Annotated in this window: 19 protein-coding genes and 2 pseudogenes; 6 read left to right on the top strand and 15 right to left on the bottom strand. The window is 41.0% G+C overall.

The window, feature by feature from the left end; translation table 11 throughout:
• Window positions 1–19: 19 nt before the first annotated feature.
• The 11 genes and pseudogenes from CXF95_RS08665 to sdhC all read right to left on the bottom strand — a co-directional run.
• A pseudogene (locus CXF95_RS08665) lies at window positions 20–385 on the bottom strand (TonB-dependent receptor plug domain-containing protein); the annotation flags it as partial.
• Between the two features lie 570 nt (window positions 386–955).
• The gene (locus tag CXF95_RS29940) at window positions 956–1,327 is read right to left on the bottom strand and encodes a group II intron maturase-specific domain-containing protein (protein WP_198556530.1); all 372 of its coding nucleotides are present in this window, start codon (window positions 1,325–1,327) and stop codon (window positions 956–958) included.
• Between the two features lie 5 nt (window positions 1,328–1,332).
• On the bottom strand, window positions 1,333–2,283 hold the full coding sequence (gene ltrA, locus CXF95_RS08660) for a group II intron reverse transcriptase/maturase (RefSeq protein ID WP_198556529.1): 951 nt from the start codon (window positions 2,281–2,283) through the stop codon (window positions 1,333–1,335).
• 582 nt (window positions 2,284–2,865) lie between these two features.
• Entirely contained in the window at window positions 2,866–3,738 is an 873-nt protein-coding gene (gene sucD / locus CXF95_RS08655) for a succinate--CoA ligase subunit alpha (protein ID WP_101198302.1), read from the bottom strand.
• On the bottom strand, window positions 3,738–4,904 hold the full coding sequence (gene sucC, locus CXF95_RS08650) for an ADP-forming succinate--CoA ligase subunit beta (RefSeq protein WP_101198301.1): 1,167 nt from the start codon (window positions 4,902–4,904) through the stop codon (window positions 3,738–3,740). The genes sucD and sucC overlap by 1 nt, the downstream gene beginning before the upstream one ends.
• 140 nt (window positions 4,905–5,044) lie before the next feature.
• Window positions 5,045–6,508, bottom strand: coding sequence for a 2-oxoglutarate dehydrogenase complex dihydrolipoyllysine-residue succinyltransferase (gene odhB, locus CXF95_RS08645; protein WP_101198300.1), 1,464 nt, complete (start codon window positions 6,506–6,508; stop codon window positions 5,045–5,047).
• Window positions 6,509–6,517: 9 nt separating this feature from the next.
• A complete protein-coding gene (locus CXF95_RS08640) occupies window positions 6,518–9,343 on the bottom strand; it encodes a 2-oxoglutarate dehydrogenase E1 component (RefSeq protein ID WP_101198299.1) in 2,826 nt (941 codons plus the stop codon).
• A 74-nt stretch (window positions 9,344–9,417) separates the two neighbouring features.
• On the bottom strand, window positions 9,418–10,128 hold the full coding sequence (locus CXF95_RS08635; protein ID WP_101198298.1) for a succinate dehydrogenase iron-sulfur subunit: 711 nt from the start codon (window positions 10,126–10,128) through the stop codon (window positions 9,418–9,420).
• Between the two features lie 11 nt (window positions 10,129–10,139).
• Window positions 10,140–11,909, bottom strand: a complete 1,770-nt coding sequence (gene sdhA, locus CXF95_RS08630; protein ID WP_101198297.1) for a succinate dehydrogenase flavoprotein subunit — start codon at window positions 11,907–11,909, stop codon at window positions 10,140–10,142.
• The gene (sdhD, locus tag CXF95_RS08625) at window positions 11,910–12,257 is read right to left on the bottom strand and encodes a succinate dehydrogenase, hydrophobic membrane anchor protein (RefSeq protein ID WP_101198296.1); all 348 of its coding nucleotides are present in this window, start codon (window positions 12,255–12,257) and stop codon (window positions 11,910–11,912) included. It lies immediately after the preceding gene.
• Window positions 12,251–12,625, bottom strand: coding sequence for a succinate dehydrogenase, cytochrome b556 subunit (gene sdhC / locus CXF95_RS08620; protein WP_101198295.1), 375 nt, complete (start codon window positions 12,623–12,625; stop codon window positions 12,251–12,253). The genes sdhD and sdhC overlap by 7 nt, the downstream gene beginning before the upstream one ends.
• Before the next feature lie 490 nt (window positions 12,626–13,115).
• Here sdhC and CXF95_RS08615 point away from each other — a divergent pair, with 490 nt between their 5' ends.
• Complete coding sequence (locus CXF95_RS08615) at window positions 13,116–14,396, top strand: citrate synthase (protein ID WP_101198294.1); 1,281 nt, start codon at window positions 13,116–13,118, stop codon at window positions 14,394–14,396.
• Window positions 14,397–14,611: 215 nt separating this feature from the next.
• Here the strand turns inward: CXF95_RS08615 and CXF95_RS30495 are convergent, their stop codons facing one another.
• Together CXF95_RS30495 and CXF95_RS08610 are read right to left on the bottom strand one after the other, a co-directional pair.
• Window positions 14,612–14,893: an aminotransferase class I/II-fold pyridoxal phosphate-dependent enzyme gene (locus CXF95_RS30495; RefSeq protein ID WP_232787731.1), complete on the bottom strand. Its 282-nt coding sequence runs from the start codon at window positions 14,891–14,893 to the stop codon at window positions 14,612–14,614.
• On the bottom strand, window positions 14,847–15,638 hold the full coding sequence (locus tag CXF95_RS08610) for an aminotransferase class I/II-fold pyridoxal phosphate-dependent enzyme (RefSeq protein WP_232787730.1): 792 nt from the start codon (window positions 15,636–15,638) through the stop codon (window positions 14,847–14,849). Before CXF95_RS08610 ends, CXF95_RS30495 begins: the two co-directional genes overlap by 47 nt.
• Before the next feature lie 567 nt (window positions 15,639–16,205).
• On the opposite strand from CXF95_RS08610, the gene CXF95_RS08605 reads away from it, so the two are divergent.
• Complete coding sequence (locus CXF95_RS08605; RefSeq protein ID WP_157828107.1) at window positions 16,206–16,727, top strand: hypothetical protein; 522 nt, start codon at window positions 16,206–16,208, stop codon at window positions 16,725–16,727.
• A 25-nt stretch (window positions 16,728–16,752) separates the two neighbouring features.
• The gene (locus CXF95_RS08600; protein WP_101198292.1) at window positions 16,753–17,166 is read left to right on the top strand and encodes a hypothetical protein; all 414 of its coding nucleotides are present in this window, start codon (window positions 16,753–16,755) and stop codon (window positions 17,164–17,166) included.
• Window positions 17,167–17,459: 293 nt separating this feature from the next.
• Here CXF95_RS08600 and CXF95_RS08595 read toward each other — a convergent pair whose 3' ends face one another.
• A complete protein-coding gene (locus CXF95_RS08595) occupies window positions 17,460–19,037 on the bottom strand; it encodes a tetratricopeptide repeat protein (protein WP_101198291.1) in 1,578 nt (525 codons plus the stop codon).
• Between the two features lie 463 nt (window positions 19,038–19,500).
• Window positions 19,501–19,680 (bottom strand): annotated as a pseudogene (rpsO, locus tag CXF95_RS08590) (30S ribosomal protein S15); the annotation flags it as partial.
• A 63-nt stretch (window positions 19,681–19,743) separates the two neighbouring features.
• On the opposite strand from rpsO, the gene CXF95_RS08585 reads away from it, so the two are divergent.
• From CXF95_RS08585 to CXF95_RS08570, 3 genes are all read left to right on the top strand, one after another.
• A complete protein-coding gene (locus CXF95_RS08585; protein WP_101198290.1) occupies window positions 19,744–20,307 on the top strand; it encodes a hypothetical protein in 564 nt (187 codons plus the stop codon).
• A 732-nt stretch (window positions 20,308–21,039) separates the two neighbouring features.
• Window positions 21,040–22,208 (top strand): IS3 family transposase gene (locus CXF95_RS08575; protein ID WP_101198285.1). Its coding sequence is split into 2 segments (ribosomal slippage): window positions 21,040–21,286 and window positions 21,286–22,208, totalling 1,170 coding nucleotides; the frame shifts between segments, so codons are not numbered across the junction.
• Window positions 22,209–22,381: 173 nt separating this feature from the next.
• Window positions 22,382–23,215, top strand: coding sequence for a hypothetical protein (locus CXF95_RS08570; protein ID WP_101198288.1), 834 nt, complete (start codon window positions 22,382–22,384; stop codon window positions 23,213–23,215).
• Window positions 23,216–23,362 lie beyond the last annotated feature (147 nt).

Below are 23,362 nucleotides of genomic sequence, written 5' to 3'. Positions count from 1 at the left end.
TCATGAGGCTGAATAGTTACGAAAAAACAAAGTCCCCAGATAAACCACGAATATTAATTTCTGCTGCTTGACCGCCGGTTCTTACAGCAGAAATACCAGGTAGCCTAGTTAAAGCGTCAGCCATGGATACATCAGGCAAGCCCCCTAAATCGTCTGCAGAAATCTGCTCCGACACTGTGTCGCTGAAACGCTTTTGATTAAGTGATTGAATGAGGCTAGTAGCAAAACCTGTAATTACAATTCTCTCAACTGCTTCCGAAGCTTCTTCTGTATTTGTCACATCAGCTATGACAGGAGCTTCTTGTGCAAATATTTGTGAGCTACTAAAAGCCATTCCGCTGGCCACAAATGCCGCGGTTATTAGACTGGGTTTGAATTTTCTCATCTATGTGTCCCGTTCCCGTTATTTTCAGTTAACTTGCTGCTTCAAATTCGAATCAGCATTTTACCCAACTTTTCATGAACAGATATTAACGCTTAATTAACAAACGCCTCAATGCATTGCATACGTATTCAAAAAATATGCACACCGAAATTTTTACAATAACAATATAAAACGTCTCATGTAAAACCAAAACAAATCACTTAAGACATTGATTAAATTTAGTTTTAAATTATTTTTGAAAGATAAAACATAAAAATCCATATACATAGTAAAAACAAACTTTTCATTCGTTGAAATAAAATGTGAACACCTTGTAAAGATAAACACAGTTTTTATTAAAAAGTTAAATGAAATTATTGCGGTTTTGTGATGTTCCAGACTGAATGAAACATCATCAATAAGGATATTAACTTAAAAGTGCTGCTGCTATTTGAGCAATCTACATGCCTGAGAAGTGTGATTAAGCATCTAAATTTATCAGCTTTAAGACATGATTTGGATCGAGTAGGAGGAGAGTTTACACTCTCCTCCTCTCACACCACCGGACGTACGGTTCCGTATCACGGCGGTTCATGTAAAATTCTTGAGACGATGATAGTAGTCCATCAAAGATATTAAGCCCAAATAGTCGAAGTGTTTCTTAGGAAGTGCATGGTTCATATGCGAAGCCCCTGAGTTAAACCAAGGTCCCCTGCCATTAACGGCACTTGTCGCTGCCCTCGATGCGTCAATACCAAGCGCAATTAAACGCTTGATACGAGTATGAATGCGTTTCCATTGTCGCCATAGTATCTTGCGAAGGTGGCGGCGTAGCCAACCATCTAAGTCAAGCAATACCTGTTTAACGTTAATGTGACGGAAGTATGTCATCCACCCTCGCAGTTTCAGATTCAGCTTTTCCACCGTACGGTGAAGTGACCAACCTCTGGCGCTACGAAGCATCTGCTTTACATCCTTCTTAAAACGCATTTGCACCGCTGGCGCGATCCGCAATCGGTTATTCTGTTTTGATTGCAAACACTGTATCCCAAGAACTTTCGTTGCCAAGGCCGACCCACATCACTTTTCTCTTGGTTTACCTTCAGTTTCAAGGTGTTTTCCAAGAAGGTAGTGACACTTTGCAATACACGCTGCCCTGCACGCTCACTTTTGACATAGATATTACAGCCATCCGCATAACGGCAGAACTTATGCCCTCGGTCTTCAAGCTCGTTATCTAAGTCGGTCAGTATAATATTTGATAGTAATGCTATTGGCCCACCTTGCGGTGTGCCCATTGTTCTCATATTGACCTGTCCATTATCCGATATACCCGCCATCAGATATGCATGGATTAACTTCAATACCGCTTTATCTTTCACATGACGCGCTATTCGTGACATAAAAATGTCGTGATTAACCTTATCGAAAAACTTCTCTAGATCAATATCCACTACCCATCGATGACCTGCTTCCATATAATCACGAGCTTGCTGGACGGCTTGTCCAGCGCTGCGTTTTGGCCTAAATCCATAACTGCTGTCCGAGAACTGCTCCTCGAATATAGGACTTAGCACCTGATGTATCGCTTGCTGAATGAGCCTATCCAACACCGTTGGAATGCCTAGTTCGCGTTGCCCACCTCCTGCTTTGGGGATACTCACCTTTAACACAGCTTGTGGACGGTAGTCGCCACGCAATAATGCCGCTTTGGTTCGTTGCCAGTGTGTTTGTAGATAACTTTTCAGCGTATCCACACTCATTCCGTCAACACCCGCCGCGCCTTTATTACGCATCACCCGCTGATAAGCACGTTGCATATTCGGTCTTGATAGTATGCTATCGAGTAACTCTATCGTCTCCTCATGAGAGTACCCCTCGCGTGCCGTGACTTTTTGGTGCCTTATTCGTTTACCCATGCAGATACTGTCTGCACCTCTCAACAATAAGCAGTTATATCGCAATAACCGTTTCTGCCCCTACAGTGTCATCGAGCGGTCGGCTCTCAATCCATCTAACATGTTCAGCCCTTCAGTTGACGGTTATCAACCTACTATGGCCTCGGCTGACTTCTATTGCCCCATCCTGATATCTCGCGATAACAGTAGCCTAAGGCAGAGCAACAGACCTCCCAAGGTAATGCGCGTGACCTTCACACTTATGCCTGCCGTATCTACGTCCGCAGTGTCTGGACAAGTATTGGGCTTTGAAGATATTGGCCTTCTCACCCACTGCGAACGCCTAATATACGATTTCTGTTCGTCAGGCCAGTGCTTTGCTTTCAGCTTTCTTCAGATTTCACCTCACAATGAACTCCCTTGCCGTTCAGCTAATTATTCCCCTTGTCGGGTTAATAGTGGACTTTCACCACCAAGTCATCTGACCGCCACCACGCGTATCAGAACAGCACCCAGAATGGGCGCTACGCGCCATACTTGGCGCACCAATAAAAAAAACCCGCTAGATAGCGGGTTTTTTCAGGTATCGATGATACGTTTACACTACCAACCTGTAATTTCCCGTAAACCTGTACCAATGTCAGCCAAAGAACGCACAGTTTTAACACCTGCCGCTTCTAACGCTTTGAATTTCTCATCAGCTGTGCCTTTACCGCCTGCGATAATGGCTCCTGCATGGCCCATACGTTTGCCTTCAGGTGCAGTCACACCAGCAATGTATGAAACAACAGGTTTAGTCACATGAGCTTTGATATATTCAGCCGCTTCTTCTTCAGCAGAACCACCAATTTCACCAATCATAACGATTGCTTCAGTTTTAGGGTCTTCTTGGAACAATTTCAAAATATCGATGAAGTTTGAACCAGGGATAGGGTCACCACCAATACCTACACAAGTAGATTGGCCGAAACCTTCGTCAGTGGTCTGTTTAACTGCTTCGTACGTTAAGGTACCAGAGCGAGAAACAATACCGACTTTTCCAGGTTTGTGGATATGACCAGGCATGATACCAATCTTACATTCACCAGGAGTGATAACACCTGGGCAGTTTGGACCAATCATTCGAACGCCTTTTACATTCAAATATTCTTTCACAAACAACATGTCGATTGTTGGAATACCTTCAGTGATACAAATAATCAACTCGATACCAGAATCAGCCGCTTCAACAATTGAATCTTTACAGAATGCAGCTGGTACATAAATCACAGAGGCCGTAGCACCGGTTTTTTCAACCGCTTCACGTACTGTGTTAAATACAGGTAAACCAAGATGCGTTGTACCGCCTTTACCAGGAGTTACACCACCAACCATCTTTGTGCCATAAGCAATAGCTTGTTCAGAGTGAAAAGTACCTTGTCCACCAGTAAAACCCTGACAGATAACTTTGGTGTCTTTATTAATTAATATAGACATTATTTGCCCTCCGCGGCTTTAACAACTAATTTAGCTGCATCAGTTAAACTGCTTGCAGCTATGATATCAAGGTCTGAACCAGCCAACACTTCACGGCCTAGTTCAGCGTTAGTACCTTCTAAACGTACAACAACTGGAACATTAACGCCTACTTCTTTAACTGCGCCAATAATACCTTCAGCAATCATGTCACAACGAACAATGCCACCAAATATATTCACTAATACGGCACTAACGTTACTGTCAGAAAGAATGATTTTGAATGCTTCAGCAACTCGTTCTTTGGTTGCACCGCCGCCCACATCAAGGAAGTTAGCTGGTTTGCCACCGTGTAGGTTAACTATGTCCATAGTTCCCATAGCAAGACCGGCACCATTGACCATACAGCCAACGTTTCCGTCTAGTGCTACATAGTTAAGTTCCCATTTAGCGGCTTCTGCTTCACGAGCATCATCTTGTGATGGATCGTGCATAGCTGCTACTTTAGGTTGACGATATACAGCATTACCATCGATAGCTAATTTAGCGTCTAGGCAGTGAATATCACCGTCAGCTTTAATCACTAGAGGGTTGATTTCGATAAGGGCGATATCAAGGTCAACAAACATTTTTGCTAAACCAAGGAATATCTTAGTGAACTGTTTAATTTGTACGCCTTTAAGGCCCAATTTAAACGCCATTTCACGAGCTTGGTAAGGTTGCGCACCAACAATAGGATCGATTTCAGCTTTTAAAATCTTTTCAGGTGTTTCGTGAGCAACTGTTTCAATTTCAACACCGCCTTCAGTAGACGCCATGAAAACGATACGACGCGAAGTACGGTCAACCACAGCACCTAAATACAACTCATCGGCGATATCAGTACAGGTTTCTACCAAAATTTTGGTGACTGGTTGACCATGTTCGTCAGTTTGAAAAGTCACTAAATTTTTGCCTAACCACTTTTCAGCAAAAGCTTTGATCTCTTCTTTAGTTTTAACCAGTTTTACGCCGCCAGCCTTACCTCGGCCACCTGCGTGAACTTGGCATTTTACTACCCACTCACTGCCGCCAATTTTATCAGCTGCCGCTACAGCTTCTTCTGGAGTCGAAGCTGCTATCCCGTCAGAGACTGGCAAGCCGTACTCTTTGAATAATTGCTTGCCTTGATATTCATGCAAATTCATGGTTTTTCTACCCGTTTAATGTAAGAAAAAAGCCGCTAGTAAGCCGCTTTATTTTTTGTCGTTATGTAACACAATAACAACGAAGACGCAGGCGAGGTAAAACCTCACCTGCCTCGATTAGTTACACATCTACCACTTTTTTATACATCGAGAAGCAGACGTGTTGGATCTTCTAACATTTCTTTGATGGTCACCAAAAAGCCAACAGACTCTTTGCCATCAATAATGCGGTGATCGTAAGATAATGCTAAGTACATCATTGGCAAAATTTCTACTTTACCGTTCACAGCCATAGGTCTGTCTTGGATTTTATGCATACCCAAAATAGCGCTTTGTGGCAGGTTTAGAATAGGTGTCGACAACAATGAACCAAACACGCCGCCGTTAGTAATAGTGAAATTGCCACCCTGCATCTCATCTAAGGTTAATTTACCATCACGTCCTTTAAGCGCTAGTGCTCTGATACCACTTTCAATACCTGCCATACCTAGTGCATCGGTATCTTTAAGTACTGGTGTTACCAATCCACGAGGAGTCGATACAGCAATAGAGATATCAAAATAGTTGTGATAACAAATATCATCACCATCGATAGACGCATTCACTTCTGGGAAACGTTTAAGTGCTTCAGTCACCGCTTTTACATAGAAAGACATAAAGCCAAGGCGAATACCATGACGTTTTTCAAAGCTTTCTTGGTATTGCTTACGCAAGTCCATAATTGGCTTCATGTTCACTTCGTTAAAAGTTGTCAACATGGCCGTATTATTTTTCGCGTCTAACAAACGCGTGGCGATGGTTTTACGTAAACGTGTCATAGGCACACGTTTGTCGGTGCGATTATCTAAAGCAACAACTGGCGCTGGCGCTGTGGCAGACTTAGCTGCAGGTGCCTGTAAAGACTTTTCAACGTCTTCTTTGGTGATGCGACCGCCTTTGCCTGTGCCTTTAATTTTTGCCGCATCTAAGCCTTTTTCAGCGAGTAATCTGCGAACCGAAGGGCTAAGCGCATCGTTTTCTTCAGATCCAGCTTCGGCAGCGGTTGCGACTGGCGCAGCAACGGCACCGGCGACAAAAGTCGCAATCACTTGCTCACCAGATACTGTTTCGCCTTCAGGGGCTAAAATTTCACTTAGCGAACCATCTGCAGGTGCCACCACTTCTAATACGACTTTATCGGTCTCGATATCAACTAAATTCTGATCACGAGAAATAGCTTCACCTGGCTTTACATGCCAAGTTGCAATTGTTGCATCTGCCACAGATTCTGGCAGAACAGGTACCTTGATTTCCACTGACTCACCTTTATTACCGGATGGTTGACTTGATTGTTCACTGGCTTGAGCAGGAGCAGCGGCTGCGCTGGCACCTTCCTCAAAATTAGCAATGGTTTGCTCACCTAACACCGTTTCGCCCTCAGCGTTAAAAATCTTACTGACGACGCCGTCTGCAGGTGCAACGACTTCTAACACTACTTTATCTGTTTCAATATCCACAAGATTTTGATCGCGACTGATTTTGTCGCCTACCTTTACGTGCCAGGTAGCGATTGATGCATCTGCCACTGATTCAGGCAATACCGGTACTTTTATTTCTATTGTCATACTGGTTCCTTATTTAATTGTTAGTGCATCATCAACCAAATCTTTTTGCTGTTGGTTGTGAACTGAAATATAACCTACCGCAGGAGAAGCAGAGGCTTTTCGACCGGCATAAGTTAGTGTGGCAGGGACTGGCAATGACGACCAAAAATGATGTTGGCTACAATACCAAGCACCTTGATTTTGTGGCTCTTCTTGGCACCAAACCCAATCTTTAACGTGTTTAAATTTATCTACTACTTTACCAATGTCCTCGTGTGGGAAAGGATAAAGTTGTTCGATACGAATAATAGCCACATCGGTTTGCTCATTCTTACGACGCTGCTCTAACAAGTCGTAATAGACTTTGCCTGAGCACATCACGACTCGTTTAACCTTGCTTGGCTCCAAGTCATCAATTTCATCAATAACATTATGGAACACACCCTCAGCCAATTCTTCGATACTCGATACAGCTAAAGGATGACGCAATAAAGACTTAGGTGACATAACAATAAGCGGTTTACGCATCGGACGAAGTGCCTGACGACGTAACATATTGAAAACTTGCGCGGGATTTGAAGGCACACACACTTGCCAGTTATGATCAGCGCACATTTGTAAGAAACGTTCTAACCTAGCAGAACTATGCTCAGGTCCTTGTCCTTCATAACCATGGGGTAACAACATAGTTAATCCGCAAAAACGTCCCCACTTTGCCTCGCCAGAACTTAAAAACTGGTCAATCACTACTTGGGCACCGTTGGCAAAGTCACCGAATTGCGCTTCCCAAATAGTCAAAGTACCGGGTTCTGCTGTTGCGTAACCAAACTCAAACGCTAACACCGCGGCTTCGGACAAAACAGAATCGTATATTTCCATTTTACCTTGTTCGGCATGGATATTAGCCAAAGGCATATAATCAGAACCGTCAGTTTGATTATGCAACACTGCATGGCGGTGGAAGAAAGTACCACGACCTGAGTCTTGACCCGTCATGCGGATATTACTGCCCCCATCAACAATCGCAGCGTAACCCAAGTTTTCTGCCATACCCCAATCCAGTGCCTTTTCGCCGTTAACCATAGCTACACGGTCTTTATATAGCTTATCAACACGTGATTGCAGGACATATTCGGCTGGGAAAGTACAGAGTTTCTCACCTAATTCTTTTATTTTTTCGACACTGATTGCACTGTCATATTTAACGTCCCAATCATGTCCAAGATACGGAGACCAATCCACTGAATGCTCAGTCATTGGACGCCATTCTTCGACCACACAGGCACCGTGATCTAATGCTGCGCGATAGTCGCTGACCAGTTTTTTCACTTCATGAGCATCGATAATGCCCTCAGCGATAAGTTGATCTGCGTAAATCTTACGTGGTACAGGGTGTACTTTGATTTTTTGGTACATCAAAGGCTGAGTTGCATTTGGCTCATCCGCTTCGTTGTGCCCGTGACGTCTATAACAAACTAAATCAATGACAACGTCACGTTTAAATTGATTGCGATAATCTAACGCCAGTTTAGTCACAAACAAAACCGCTTCAGGATCGTCTGAATTCACATGAAATATAGGAGCCTGAACCATCTTGGCAATGTCAGTACAGTATTGAGTTGAACGTGTATCTTCAATTTTAGAAGTGGTAAACCCCACCTGATTATTGATAACAATACGAACGGTACCGCCCACTTGGAAACCACGTGTTTGCGACATGTTAAAAGTTTCTTGAACCACACCTTGACCAGCGATAGCCGCATCGCCATGAATGGTAATAGGTAACACTACCGAACCATCGGTACAGCCACGTCTGTCTAAACGCGCTCGAACAGAACCAATAACCACTGGGTTAACAATCTCAAGGTGAGACGGATTAAATGCCAAGGCTAAATGCAAATTTCCGCCTGGTGTAGCAAAATCAGAAGAATAACCAGCATGATATTTCACATCACCTGCACCTAAAGAATCATCGTGTTTACCAGAGAACTCATCAAAAAGTACCGATGGATTTTTACCAAGCACGTTCACTAAGGTGTTAATTCTACCTCGGTGAGCCATACCGATAACGACTTCTTTAGTACCATTAACGCCGGCACGACTGATCAAAGCTTTCAGCATAGGCACTAATGCATCACCGCCTTCAAGAGAAAAACGTTTCGCACCAGGGAATTTAGCACCGAGGTATTTTTCCATACCGTCCGCAGCCACTAAGCCCTTGAGAAGATAAATTTTTTCTTCTCGAGAGATTTCAGGCTTAGCTTGGACAGACTCAATCCGATGTTGCAACCAGCGTTTCTGATCCGTATCGGTAATATGCATGTATTCAGTACCGATAGAGCCACAATAAGTGCGGTTCAGTGATTCAAATAACTGGCCTAAAGGCAACGATTCTTTACCTATAGCATAAGAACCAACGTTATAAGTGGTATCAAAATCTTTTTCAGAAAGGTTATGGTGGGATAGTTCTAAGTCCCTCACTCTTGTCTGTTTCCACAGCCCAAGAGGGTCTAGGTTAGCATGTTGATGACCTCTGAATCGAAAGGCATTAATCAACTGCAATACTTTAACTTGTTTTTCATCTCCGCCACTGGTACTTGACTGAGTCGCGCCAGAGCCAACTCGAGAAGCTGGACCAAGGGCGGCTAAATTACGAAATTGATCACGAACAAGACTATGTTTGGTTTCAACTTCTACCCCATCGACTTTAGGTAACTTTTCAAAAATGCCTCGCCATTCATCAGATACGCTTTGTGCATCATCTAAATAGGCTTCATACATTTGTTCGATATAAGTAGCGTTGCCACCAGCCATGTGAGAAGAATCCCACCATGCTTTCATCACGCTTTGTTGCATTGGCGTCCCTTGGTTTTAATCAGACTTGCAATTATGTGTGCATATGCACACGGTGTTTTTGTTCTTAGCAAAACCTATACTGCTCGTTTGAGCAGCATAGATTTAATATGACCAATCGCTTTAGTAGGGTTTAATCCTTTAGGACAAACACTGACACAGTTCATGATGCCGTGACATCTAAATACACTAAATGCATCGTCTAAACCATTTAAACGCTCATCTGTAGCTGTATCTCGGCTATCGGCTAAAAAACGATAAGCATGTAACAAACCAGCAGGACCGATAAACTTATCCGGGTTCCACCAGAAAGATGGGCAAGAGCTTGAACAACATGCACATAAAATACACTCGTACAAACCGTCTAGCTTTTCTCTTTCTTCAGGAGACTGCAAAAATTCACGAGATGGCGGCTGCTTATCATCATTAATAAGAAACGGCTTAATTTTTTCATACTGAGTATAAAATTGCGTCATATCGGTCACCAAATCACGCACTACTGGTAATCCTGGTAATGGACGGACCACTATTTTAGAACCTTTGAGTGCTGATATCGGTGTAATACATGCTAAACCATTTTTACCATTCATGTTGACGCCATCAGAGCCACAGACTCCTTCACGGCAGGAGCGACGAAATGATAAAGTAGGATCTTTTTCTTTTAACGCTATCAAGGCGTCCAATACCATCATGTCTTGGCCTTCTGCGACTTCCAACTGATAGTCTTGCATACGAGGAGCGTCATCAACATCAGGGTTATAACGGTAAACTGAAAGATTTAATTGCATAATTGTAGCTCCTAGTAAGTTCTTGCTTTAGGTGGGAAGGCTTCACGCAATTTAGGTGACATATTCACTTCACGTTTTATCATTGATTTTGTTTCAGGTAAATAAACAGAATGGCACAACCAGTTCTTGTCATCTCTATCAGGAAAATCAAAACGACTATGAGCTCCGCGACTTTCCGTTCTAAAATTAGAGGCTACAGCTGTGGTGTAGGCTGTTTCCATTAAGTTATCTAATTCAAGGCATTCGATACGCATAGTGTTGAAATCGTTACTCTTATCATCTAAGCGTGCATTGTCTAATCTTTCGCGTATATCACCAAGCTCTTTCAAGCCCGTTGCCATTGAATCACCTTCACGGAATACCGAGAAGTTTAATTGCATACATTGCTGTAGATCTTTCTTGATTTGAACAGGATCTTCGCCTTTACCCACTGCTGAATTTTCCCAGCGATTAAAGCGCACCATTGCTTGATCAACATCATCTTCTGAGGCTTCACGAGCATCAATACCATCAATCGCTTTACCAAGATGTAATCCTGTAGCACGACCAAACACCACTAAGTCTAGTAATGAATTACCACCTAGTCTGTTGGCACCATGCACTGATACACAAGCAATTTCACCACAAGCAAACAACCCTTTAATAGGTGAAGTTTTACCACTTGCGTCCATGGTAAGCGCTTGTCCGTCGACATTAGTCGGTATACCGCCCATCATGTAATGACAAGTAGGAATAACGGGGATGGGCTCTTTAATTGGATCGACATGCGCAAAGGTACGAGATAATTCTAAAATACCAGGCAAACGAGACTCAAGAACATCTTTACCCAAGTGATCAAGCTTCAACTTACAATGTGGACCTTGTGGACCATCAAAACCGCGACCTTCACGAATTTCTGTCATCATTGATCGAGCAACTACGTCACGGCCAGCTAAATCTTTAGCATTAGGCGCATAACGTTCCATAAAACGTTCGCCGTCTTTATTAAGAAGATAACCACCTTCACCACGACAACCTTCAGTTACTAGCGTACCAGCACCTGCAATACCTGTTGGGTGGAACTGCCACATTTCCATATCTTGCATGGGTACACCAGCACGTAGTGCCATACCTAGACCATCACCAGTATTAATATGCGCATTGGTAGTTGAAGCATAAATACGCCCAGCTCCACCGGTTGCTAATACTACGGCTTTAGATTTGAAATATACAACTTCGCCAGACTCGATATCAATAGCAGTACAACCCACTACATCACCGTCTTGGTTTTTAACTAAATCGAGTGCGTACCACTCGCTGAATATTTTAGTTTTATTTTTAACATTTTGCTGATAAAGCAAATGTAATAATGCGTGACCCGTTCTATCTGCTGCTGCTGCAGTACGAGCGCCTTGCTCTCCACCAAAGTTTTGAGATTGGCCACCAAATGGACGTTGATAAATTTTTCCATTTTCAAAGCGAGAAAAAGGCAACCCCATATTTTCCATTTCAATAATGGCTTCTGGGCCTGTTTTGCACATATATTCGATTGCGTCTTGATCACCGATATAATCGGAACCTTTAACCGTATCGTACATATGCCATTCCCAGTTATCTTCATGAGCATTACCCAGAGCAACAGTAATACCACCCTGAGCCGAAACTGTGTGTGAACGCGTAGGAAAAACTTTAGATAATAGGGCACACGATTTACCCGATTCTGTAATCTGTAATGCTGCGCGCATACCTGCGCCGCCAGCACCAATTACAACTGCATCAAATTCATGTACAGGAAGACTCATTTACACACCCCACAAAACAAATAAACCCACAACCACATAAACAAATGCAGTTAGGTTAATAACAAATTGAATAAATGCACGCAAACCTGGTGCTTTAACATAGTCGGTTAAAACCTGCCACATACCGATACGTATGTGAAACATAATCGAAACCAAAGTAACAAAGGTGAATACTTTCATCGCTAGACCAGAGAACAAATTGTTCCATATTGCATAAGTAATGTCTGGAGTTGCAATAAAATACCACCCCATAAACAAAGAAAATGCAGTCATAATCAAAGCGGTAGCACGAGTAGTGACGTAATCTTGAACGCCATTACGTTTTAAACTTGCTTGACCCGTTACCATAATACAACTCCTACTAAGATGGTTAAGATGATCCATGCGGCTATAATTGCTTTGGCACTTATATCACCGGATTGTAGTTCTTCCCAATACCCCATATCCATTACCATGTGCCGCACACCGCCTAACACGTGATACGTCAAGGCAGAAATGGTGCCTATGGCAACAAACTTACCTAGAGGACCGGCCATTTGTTCTTGAACGAGAGCAAAACCCTCAGGTGATGATACAGACATAGCCCAAGCCCAGATCACAAACATCATTGCAAAAAACAATGCGACGCCTGTAACACGGTGGAGAATGGAAGTTATAGCTGCGGGAGGAAAACTAATCGTATTGAGTTGTAAGTTAACTGGTCTTTGTTTTTTCACGTTTATCACTCTTTATACCCGTAGGTAGTTAAAACATTTCGGCTTATAACATCTTGCATGTTAAATTTTTGCTAAAATTCAATTTCTTTTCCCTAAGATTGTTACCACTTTGTTAAAGAAAGGTTAAGTATCAATAATCTTTTCAATCTGAAGTGCTTTAAGCCCAAGAAGTATATCCAGCCATTCAAACAAATACAATTATTGTTCCTTATTAAAGGTTTATAAGTAATAAGTACGGTTAACTTAATTAGTTGTAACGGAAAATGCTTACCTATACGAAACTTGACCAAGGTATTCCAAAATTATATTTGCAATGCAGGTGTTAAAAAAGTGATTATTAGTAGTTAAGGAAGTGAATATTTATTAAGCAGAAACGCATTAAAATTGACATTATAAGTCAATTTAAGTTCAAATAGCGGCAATTCCCCCCCCAGTAAACAGCTGAGCATGCTGTTTATCGAACACAAAACGATTCTGAGGAGAACAGTATATGGCAGACAATAAAGCCATTTTAAAAGTGGGTGACAAAGAAATCGAACTGCCGATTTTGTCAGGTACTGCAGGCTACGATGTAATAGACGTGCGGTCTCTAGGCGCTAATGGGTACTTTACTTATGACCCCGGATTTATGGCAACTGGCTCATGTGAATCATCGATCACTTATATTGATGGCGCTAAAGGCATTCTGTTGCATAGAGGTTATTCCATCGAAGAATTAGCCCGTGACGCTGATTATATTGAAGTGGTTTACATGCTTTTACATGATAAAACCCCCAATACTGAAGAATACATAGACTTTAAAGACACCATTACTCGTCATACTTTAGTCCATGACCAAATTAATAACTTCTTTAGAGGTTTCAGACGCGACGCCCATCCTATGGCAATGTTGTGTGGGTCAGTAGGTGCTATGTCATCTTTTTACCATGACGATTTGAACATTCATGATCCGGAGCAACGATTACGCAGCGCATATCGTTTAGTGGCTAAAATGCCCACTTTGGTTGCAATGTGTTATAAGTACAACATTGGTCAGCCATTTGTTTATCCTAAAAATGAATTGAGCTATGCAGAAAATTTCTTAAATATGATGTTTTCAGTGCCTGCAGAAGATTACAAAATCAGTCCAGCGGTTGCCAAGGCAGTCGATAGGATATTTATTTTGCATGCCGATCACGAACAGAATGCATCAACCTCTACAGTCCGTTTGGCCGGTTCTTCTGGTGCTAACCCTTATGCTTGTATTGCTGCTGGTGTTGCGTCTTTATGGGGGCCTGCTCACGGTGGTGCCAACGAAGCGTGTTTGAACATGCTTGAAGAAATAGGCACAGTTGACCGTATACCTGAATTTATTGCTAGAGCCAAAGATAAAGATGATCCGTTCCGCTTGATGGGCTTTGGTCATAGGGTGTATAAAAACTTCGATCCACGTGCCACTGTTATGCGCGAAAGTTGCCATGAAGTATTAGCTGAGCTTAATATCGATGATCCACTTCTTAATATCGCTATGGAGCTTGAACGCATTGCTTTAAGTGACCCTTACTTCGCCGAGAAAAAACTCTTCCCGAATGTTGATTTTTACTCTGGTATTATCCTAAAAGCGATTGGTATTCCAACTAATATGTTTACCTGTATTTTTGCCTTGGCACGAACAGTAGGATGGGTATCACATTGGCATGAAATGTTAAGCCAACCAGGACAAAAGATAGGTCGTCCTCGTCAGCTATATACGGGTGAAGCACAACGTCCATATAGTAAAATTGATAAATAGTTATTTATCAATTTTAAAAATAGCGAACTTAAATGTTCGCTTTTTTTTGCGCAAAATATATTAAATATTAGCGACTAGACCCAGCCTTTTTCTCTAAACACCAAAAGGGTTTTAGTAAATATTGCCATTTCATCTGGTGTACCTATCGATAAACGATTCCAATGATCGTCCTTGGTCATTCTCCTGCCAACGCGAATGCCATTGTCTTGCATGTGCTAAGCGTAGTCAGCTAAGGGTGAGCCAATACGGTGCAACACAAAGTTAGTGTCACTTGGCACATATTCAAGCTCTAAATTGTTTAAGGTATCAATGAGTAATGTTTTTGATAACTGATTTGATTTGATACTTTTATTATAGAACTCTGTGTCATCAAGAGCGACTGACGCAGCAGCAATGCCAGCAGCATTTAAATTGAACCCAGAAGCAAAGGGTTTGATTGTATTGGCGGTTTCAATACTCGCAATGCCATTGCCCCATTCGCATACCTGCCATACCATAAATTTTTGAAAAAGTGTGGCTAATGACCAGATTATCATTACCTTGCATAATTAAATCTAAACCGCTTTTGTATCTAGGATTACTTTGAGCATATGCAAAATATGCTTCATCTAGTAAAAATAAATGGCTATCAGGTGCGTTGTTAATCCAATCAAACAATACTTTAAAATCAACAATATTCCCGGTCGGATTATTAGGATTGCATATATTGACCAACACCGGCCCTTTTTGCGCCGACGCCTGTTTTTTCATGGTAGTAATATTCACTGCAAAATCCTGTCCAACTGGAACTTGAATCACCTGCATATTTTCAGCTTTGCAGTAACCTCTTAGCGCCCCAAATGTCGGGTTTGGCTCAATCATGACCGCATTTTTGTTTGCCGCATAAGTGGCAATAGCTTGCAATACTTCAGTAGAACCATTACCAAAAATCAACTGTGCAGGCTTAACCTGATGATAAGCCGCAAGCTTAGATTTAAATGCTTCAAATGACTCATCAGCATAACGATTACCATAGAGTTCAATAGCACGTTTTGCTGCCAACAAGGCTTTAGGAGACATGCCAAGGGAATTTTCATTAAAATGTAATAGAAGTGGAGCAGCGTTTTGTCTAAAAGGTAAAATTAGGCCGCTGTCAGCAAAGGCAAATGGAATATTGGCAGCTACCCCCAAATAGGCAGCACCTAAACCCAGTTGTTTAATAAACTCTCTGCGCGAAAATGCATTGTGTATAATATTCATCATTTAAATCCCTCTATTGAGCTTGCACCAAGCGATCACTATCACCACTGTATTTGAGTAATAGCAAACAAGCTCACACTGCTCTTGATGAAGACCTTTCTTTTAGAAAGGGGATTAAATTTTTTAGTAAAAATGTGCGCATCAGGTAGGAAAAGTCACTGCCCGTTAGTACCTAGAACCCAAAGCACGCTTTGCGCCATCATCATCCCTGATGGTTTTTGACTTGAATCCCTTCAAGCCAGTTACTTTTTTTCAACAGCAAAAAATAGTTGCTATCTTGATGATGCTTTCTTGACACCCACAAGTGGTTGCTATCTTGAAGCTGGGGTGTCAAGTTAAGTATTAAGGTTTTAATTGAAATACCCCTTCCCTTCCTACTATGTCAATTTTTACGGATCTCCTTTTACTTCCTATAGAATCGCTAATTCATTAATTTAATTGTTGAAAATGTTGTTCACAAATACTACTAATTTTTTGAACAAAAGCATTTCACCTGCCACAATGGTTAAAAAACAATCATTAATGATTCTTAAGGTAGACGAATCATTGCTTACAGGGAGTACTAATTATATGCGTTGGTTGACCGCATTAATAATTCTACAAGTGTTAGTCATTCTGTATTTAGTGGCTAAAGTCACTAATATGGAAAACAGTATTACGCAAATACAAACGCTTATCTCTTATGAAAATACAAAGACATCATCAGTCACCACCAACGATTACCAACAAAAATCATCAGCTACTTCGATGCCGCCACTTATTGTAACCGCTGATTTCCATAAGCTTCTGAAAAATGAATTCACGATATTACAGAAAAATTTAACAAAGGTAATAATACGGGATATTCAGACTCAAAATACGCCACTTCAAACTACTTCAGAAGAGCGACTCCCTAGCCTAGAAGAGCAACAAATTATTTATCAGCAAGCAAGCAACCGAATTGAAAATTTCATATCACAAGGGAAAGTATCAGAAAATGAGATGTGGAAAATTGAAGAAGAACTGGCCAAGCTAGATGATGATGGCCGAAAAAAAATATTTCGGAAGTTAACACAAGCAGTAAATTTAGGACAGATACAATTAACGCATTAAATCAATAATATTAATGGAGAATGTCATGAAACTTTTAAAAATAGTAACAATAGCATCAGTATTCTTTTTTCAATCTTTAGCGATGGCAGGTTTGACACAACCTGCACCCGTCACTATTGACCTTGAGAACCTTGTAGCGACAGGAGATATGGTAACGGCTAGGCATTCAGACAATGAATTTGAATTTATTGGATGTGGAACACGTAATAGCGATACCGGTAGCGGAGATATTTTTTCATTTGCATTTTGTCAAGCGTCGGTTGCTGAAGATTCTACGGTAATTTGCACTACATTCAACCCTGAACTTGTTGCTAAAGTGTCTGATATTAACGATAGTTCTTTTGTTAGTTTTCGTTGGAATGAAGATGGTGAATGCGTTTCACTAGGTTTCTCTACACAATCTTTTTATATGTTCATGTCAAAGAAAGATTTAAAATAGTCGATCAAAACAATAAAGCCAAAGAAATTAAATCCTCTTTGGCATTTTATGTCCCTTAGCTTGTTCTTATAATTGAATCACTTAAAAAAGAATCTTTTATCGACACTTTTCGTTTTTCAATCAACAGTTTAATTCAAACAGACTTATCTAAGGCGGCGCTAGATTTTCGCCGTCAGATGCCTGCTTTCAGCGCGTACTTGGTATTTAAGCGGTTAGAAAAGGTGTGGCACTTCTAGCTTGAAGCTGGGCGTTTATATATGTCTGCATTAGCTTGCTGGCAATTACTGTATGAATTATTTTGTCTCTTCTAGTTTTTCTAACAAAGAGATAAATCGAGCATCATTGCGAAGTGGATCTAAATCACTATCGTGCTCTAGCCACTCTCGATTTACCATACCAGTAAGAACCACGTTCTCTAAACAATCTAAAGCAATATCTAATTCACCAATACGCACATACAGGCAGGTTGCATTATAGAGAATAATACTGTCACAAGCGTTAATAGCGATCGCTCGCTCTATCCAGTGCTTACCTTCTTCAATATCGCCTTGATAAACTAATTGAATCGCACCTAAACATAAGGCTCGAGAGTCATCTGGATTGAGCTGAAGAAAGTTTCTTGCAACTTCAACCCCTTTTTTACCTGCATTTAACGCATCGTCGACTCTACCTAGGCTCCGGTAAATTTGAGGTAACAAAAGGACTGACTGATAATCGTCAGGGTTGATTGAACTTGCCTTTTCAAACATGGCAGCGGCTTCTGCTAGCTTGCCTTGGTGAAAGCAGCTTCGTCCATAAAAATAGAAAGCCTCAAAACTACGCGGAGCCAATTCAATAGCACGATTAAGCTCTGTTTCTGCTTCCTTAAATTCGTGGCATAATAAGTGAGCCATCCCTCGTGATACATGCGACTCAGCTTGTTCACTACATATTTTTAATGCTTGTTTACTGAAACTGCTAGCCTTCTCTCTGTAGTCTGGTTGATTATCAAAATACAAATATAAAAAGGCATAAGTATCGGCGGTCCCCGCCCATGCACGTGAAAACTCTACATCTTTATCTATGGCTTTTTTAAACATTTCGATAGCGTGTAGTAAGTCCTTTTGAGTGGCTCTGTGAAAATAGTGCCAACCTCTTAGATAGTACTCATAGGCATCAATATTTTTAGTTGAACGCATTTTTATAACACGCTGTTCTTGACTACTCAGGGTCACTTCTAAAGCTGTGACAATACAATTAGCAATTTCTTCTTGAATAAGGAATATATCCGCCAAGTCACGATAGTAGCGTTCGGACCAAAGGTGGTAACCGTCATTAACATTAATTAGTTGTGCGGTTATAAGAACTTGGTTCCCTTGCTTACGAACGCTTCCTTCTAAAATGCTTTTTACATTGAGTTGCCGACCAATCTCCTTAATATCTGCGAATTTGTTTTTATATTGAAATGATGACGTTCGAGAAGCGACTTGTAAGGATTCTATCTTTGTGAGCAAATTTAAGATTTCATCAGCAATGCCATCACAAAAATAGCCCTGATTTTTTTCTTCACTCATATCTTCAAATGGTAAAACCCCAATTGAAGGTGCGTCAGACAAGGTCGAGTTTGTTTTAAAGCTATTTTTCTTTGCTAATTGACTATCTAGCACCAATCCATCGGGAGTTAAATCAAATGCCCATGCCAGCACCACGGCAATAGGAAGTCCAAGTGCAAGAATGATAATGACAAAAGGTAGTGACCAATCAGGCAGTTGAAGTGGTTCAAAAGTAGTTTCGGCAATCTGAACAATAAGCCAAGCTACAACAACATAAACAAAGGTTACACGGATAACTTTGCGACGACGGAGCTCCTGATAAAATCCAGCAATATCCATAAACTCAGCTGTCCATGCTAAATGGTACAGTTAATAGAGTGGGAATTTGGAGTGGAACTTTAGCCATAGTAGCCTTTCCTTATGATTGGATTGAGCAACCAAAGTATAGACAAAGCATGGAAATTTAAAAGATCCTCTGAAGGCTTTAGTGAGTCTATTACCACGGCAGATGAAATCATGAACTTAGAAGCGGCAACCCTCCCGCGAGAGCGGTGCAGTTAATAATACTTTTGAACCGTTAAATATGACGCTTTAATACTCAATTTGGATTCCATTATTAGGATGTAATGAGAGCTCGTATGATATTTAACTATTTCAGGCTTTGTTTTAGTTGCCAAAGATATTGTCTGAAGAGCTGTTCAACATGAATCTTTATTCCCCTCTGACAGTAACCTCAATTTACACTCTTTCTCTCAGACATAAAAAAAGACGCTTTCGCGTCTTTTTTGTAAGCTTAGGTCGATTAACGACGTATGCCTAAACGTTTGATAAGATCTTGATAACGTTGAACGTTTTTACCTTTAAGGTAATCAAGTAACTTACGACGTTGGCTAACCATGCGAAGCAGTCCACGACGTGAGTGGTGATCTTTCTTATGATCCGCAAAGTGACCTTGTAATTTGTTGATGTTATGAGTTAATAATAAAGGGGTCGTAGTCAATTTAAATAATAGTTATCCCGCCAGTGTGAGGGATTTTTAGAGAAGTTGAAAATTGATACTAGCTTACCGTTAGAGATAGATCTGATTTTCGAGGATGGTATTACTGTTGATAGCAATAATTATAATGATACATTGTCCGAAATAGCCTCTTTGATAAATACAGTATCAGCATCAATGAGTCGGCATTCGATTGAGCTAATGGTTAGGACAGAAACAGACCTAAAGGATAGTAAGCAGCGCAAACATATCTGTCCTCAACTTCCAAATTTTCTCCAATACATTCAATTATTCAATGATGGACATAAAGCTTCTGTTGTGACGGGCAATAGAGGATGCCTTCTAGAGAATTTCACAGAGGATAATTTATTTCCTGTGCTACATAGGAAGCATAAAGCCCTTTTGGGTTACGCTAAATGTGACGAGCACTGGTTGGTTATTGTTTCTGGACAGGCTCCTCCTCTGTTTGTAGAGCATGATACAGCGCCGAACTTAAGTCTTCCGTCGATAGCAACTAATTTTAGCGAGCTTAAGATGAACCTTCCGATAGCTTCATCTTTTGATAAGGTTTATTTCTTTAAGTGTCCCACAGAGGCTATCTTACTCACATAAAACTTAACCTGTGATATGGGGTACGCATTGTTAATGTCAGCTAATGGCACCTACCTGCCTGATAGGCTGACTGGCTCCAATGAGCGAACGGTCATCCAAGGTTTGAAAGAGTTTTATGCAAAATTAGTGTAACTTGATTTATGTCAAAGTAAAAAGTGACACTATGAATATACTGAAATTTTAATTTAACGCATAATTAAGAACGGCCTATAAAGAACTGGTTAAAATTGAGTAAGTGATGCATAGCAAGGTTTTATAGGACCGAATTATTCACGATATGCCAGCCATTAGAAATCAAAAATTAGCTTATAAACTGTTCACGGTTCTCGGACTTAGCGTTTTGCTACTGACGTTAATCTATCAAGGAGCGATGACGTTCCTTCTTATACTATTCATGTTATTTGGGTATTTTGGATGGGGACTAATTCTTGGGCTATGTGCGTTGGCATTGGTCGCAGTAACGTCAATCCTTTCAATGCAAGGTTGATTCTGTGCTGTACTCTTTAGGTATCATTACAATTCCTTACACAGTATTTTATCAATATTGAGACTGATGATGGGGCGTTTGGTCTAGCAGTTTCAATTTATATACTCTTATCTTTATTGATTACTGTTTCAACTTATTTGAATTATCGAAGGATAGGTACTATAAATGCCAAGTAGACTTATGACGTGGTTAACTAGATCCGACTACCTCAGTTAAGACATAATAAGCTTAACTGGAGATAGATAATGACAGCACGTAAGAAATACTCAAAAGAATTTAAATTGGATGCCATCGCATTGGTGGTAGAGCAAAAATACAGTCGAGTCGAGGCCGCTAGGAATTTAGGCCTCAGTCCTCAGATACTCGGTCGTTGGCTCAAAGAGGCCGAAGACGATGATGGTCATGCTTTTCGAGGTAACGGCACCCTGACACCCGAACAAGCCGAAATCCGCAGCTTGAAGGGGCAAGTCAAGCGTCTCGAAATGGAGCGTGAAATATTAAAAAAAGCGACGGTCTTCTTTGCCAAAGAAACGAAGTGAAGTATTCGTTTATTACCCGATATAAGAAGACCTGGCCTGTGCGCTTAATGTGCAGGCTGCTCGGTGTACAAAGTAACAATTATTACAGTTATCAGAAGCGTCAAACGAATAAACCTGATGATCTAACGCATCAAGAGATGCTGGAATGGGTAAAGGATATCGCCAAGTTCAGCGATAATACCTATGGCGAACGACGCATTCAAAAAGTATTGAATGCGCTGAGCTTTCCTGTGAGTCGCAGGAAAACAGCCCAATTGATGAAAGAAGCAGGCGTGTGGGTGCGGTATAAAAAGAAATATAAAGCCACCACCAACAGTGACCATAAAAAGCCTATTTATGACAATGTACTTAAGCAAGACTTTGTAGCACAAAAGCCTGACCAAGCTTATGTGCAAGATATCACCTACGTTTGGACATCAGAAGGCTGGTTGTATTTAGCTGTGGTGATTGATTTATATTCACGCAAAGTCGTGGGTTGGAGTATGAGTTCAAGAATGAAGGCCAGTTTAGTCTGTGACGCATTAACCATGGCGATATGGCAACGACAACCGAAAGCAGGATTGATTGTGCATTCAGATCAAGGCGTACAGTACGCCAGCAAAGCTTATCGACGCCTTATAAAGACATATGGTTTTGTAGGGAGCATGAGTAAAAAAGGATGTTGCTGGGACAATGCTGTAGCAGAAAGTTTCTTTGGAAGCCTAAAACAAGAGCGGGTGCATTGGCGCAATTACTCAACACGATTTAGCGCCCAACAAGATATATTGAATTACATGACCATGTGGTACAACAGCCATAGACTTCATTCGTACTTGGATTACCAAAGTCCTAATGACTTTGAAAGAGAAAACAATGAATTACAAAAAGTAGCTTAACTAAGGTGGTCGTATTAGGTTGACCACGTCATTACCTCTAACAAAAACATAATTGTGGGAATTTTACTCGCTGAAAAAACGCTCTTAAAACTCCACACTTGTTAAGCGTTATGTTCAAAAGAAGGGCATATGTATTTCCTATACACTGAGCTCGAACTAATCGAGGTGAAATAATGAAACGTCTTTTCCTTTTAACCATCCTACTGGCTTTATCAAGCTGTGACTCAAGTAGCAACAACACTAAGACCTCTGAGGAAATTCAAGCGGAAATTGAGGCAAGTCAAAAGTTATTTGAGGAAAATAAGCAACGTATTGAGGCTGAAAACAAAGTACGGGAAGCAACGCTTGTTAAACAAAGAAGTTATATCAGTGCCCGATTTGTATCTGTCGATGACAATTTTCTGGAAGTTGAATTAACAAATGAAACGGTTAAAGACATTGATAATATCTTAGGCTCTTTAGAAGTCTTGGATAGCAACAACAACAGCATCACTAGCATTGCACTGACCAACTGGGTAACTGGTGATATCTATTTGCCAAGAAGTGGTACAACGCTAGCACGTAAAAGTCTGGCACTCGAAACACCTGAAAACCGAAATCAAATACTTGAAAAGGCATCTGAATATAAATTCGTCTACACCACTCTCCGTATTCAGTTTGTCGGCGAAAATGAAATAAATTATTTGGATGCCATTTTACAGCCCAAACAAGCAGCAACAGTTAAGAAAACTGAACCTGTCAATCAGGTCAAGCCAGAAGATTGCGCAAGCAATCAAATTAGCCTTGAAACAGAAGAAATATATTACCCAGGGCCAAAATGCGAACATATTGGGCGTAATATAGATTCTGAGCGATTCAAGCTAGAGTACATCAATATGTGCAAGTCGGCACTTGGAATTACCGAGCACTTGCCATCTGTAGCGAAGGTGCAAGTTTCTTCCTGCATCTACGAAACTAATCGTTCTGGGCTATCCTATAGAAAACGGATTTGCTGTGATATGCCTTAATAGCTTCGTGCATAGAGACTATCTACGACACCTCACACTCTGCTTGAATATCCTCAAAGAGACCATGGGGTCTTTGATTTATGTTTTTAACTATCTTAATCGACTCCTTTGAGCGAAAACCAATCATAGGATTAAGTAGCGGTGACG

It is taken from the genome of Paraglaciecola sp. MB-3u-78 (genome assembly GCF_002835935.1).
GTDB lineage: Bacteria > Pseudomonadota > Gammaproteobacteria > Enterobacterales > Alteromonadaceae > Paraglaciecola.
Note: the sequence above shows the minus strand (reverse complement) of the source record. Positions and strands in the feature narration are given on the sequence as shown.

What these genes read in the sequence shown, in the direction of transcription:
- sdhD (WP_101198296.1), bottom strand. Translation starts at nt 12,257, where the DNA reads ATGGTAACGGGTCAAGCAAGTTTAAAACGTAATGGCGTTCAAGATTAC.
- sucC (WP_101198301.1), bottom strand. Translation starts at nt 4,904, where the DNA reads ATGAATTTGCATGAATATCAAGGCAAGCAATTATTCAAAGAGTACGGC.
- sucD (WP_101198302.1), bottom strand. Translation starts at nt 3,738, where the DNA reads ATGTCTATATTAATTAATAAAGACACCAAAGTTATCTGTCAGGGTTTT.
- CXF95_RS08570 (WP_101198288.1), top strand. Translation starts at nt 22,382, where the DNA reads ATGAAACGTCTTTTCCTTTTAACCATCCTACTGGCTTTATCAAGCTGT.
- odhB (WP_101198300.1), bottom strand. Translation starts at nt 6,508, where the DNA reads ATGACAATAGAAATAAAAGTACCGGTATTGCCTGAATCAGTGGCAGAT.
- CXF95_RS30495 (WP_232787731.1), bottom strand. Translation starts at nt 14,893, where the DNA reads ATGGTATGGCAGGTATGCGAATGGGGCAATGGCATTGCGAGTATTGAA.
- CXF95_RS08635 (WP_101198298.1), bottom strand. Translation starts at nt 10,128, where the DNA reads ATGCAATTAAATCTTTCAGTTTACCGTTATAACCCTGATGTTGATGAC.
- CXF95_RS08610 (WP_232787730.1), bottom strand. Translation starts at nt 15,638, where the DNA reads ATGATGAATATTATACACAATGCATTTTCGCGCAGAGAGTTTATTAAA.
- sdhA (WP_101198297.1), bottom strand. Translation starts at nt 11,909, where the DNA reads ATGAGTCTTCCTGTACATGAATTTGATGCAGTTGTAATTGGTGCTGGC.
- CXF95_RS08640 (WP_101198299.1), bottom strand. Translation starts at nt 9,343, where the DNA reads ATGCAACAAAGCGTGATGAAAGCATGGTGGGATTCTTCTCACATGGCT.
- CXF95_RS29940 (WP_198556530.1), bottom strand. Translation starts at nt 1,327, where the DNA reads ATGCTTCGTAGCGCCAGAGGTTGGTCACTTCACCGTACGGTGGAAAAG.
- CXF95_RS08600 (WP_101198292.1), top strand. Translation starts at nt 16,753, where the DNA reads ATGAAACTTTTAAAAATAGTAACAATAGCATCAGTATTCTTTTTTCAA.
- CXF95_RS08605 (WP_157828107.1), top strand. Translation starts at nt 16,206, where the DNA reads ATGCGTTGGTTGACCGCATTAATAATTCTACAAGTGTTAGTCATTCTG.
- ltrA (WP_198556529.1), bottom strand. Translation starts at nt 2,283, where the DNA reads ATGGGTAAACGAATAAGGCACCAAAAAGTCACGGCACGCGAGGGGTAC.
- CXF95_RS08615 (WP_101198294.1), top strand. Translation starts at nt 13,116, where the DNA reads ATGGCAGACAATAAAGCCATTTTAAAAGTGGGTGACAAAGAAATCGAA.
- CXF95_RS08595 (WP_101198291.1), bottom strand. Translation starts at nt 19,037, where the DNA reads ATGGATATTGCTGGATTTTATCAGGAGCTCCGTCGTCGCAAAGTTATC.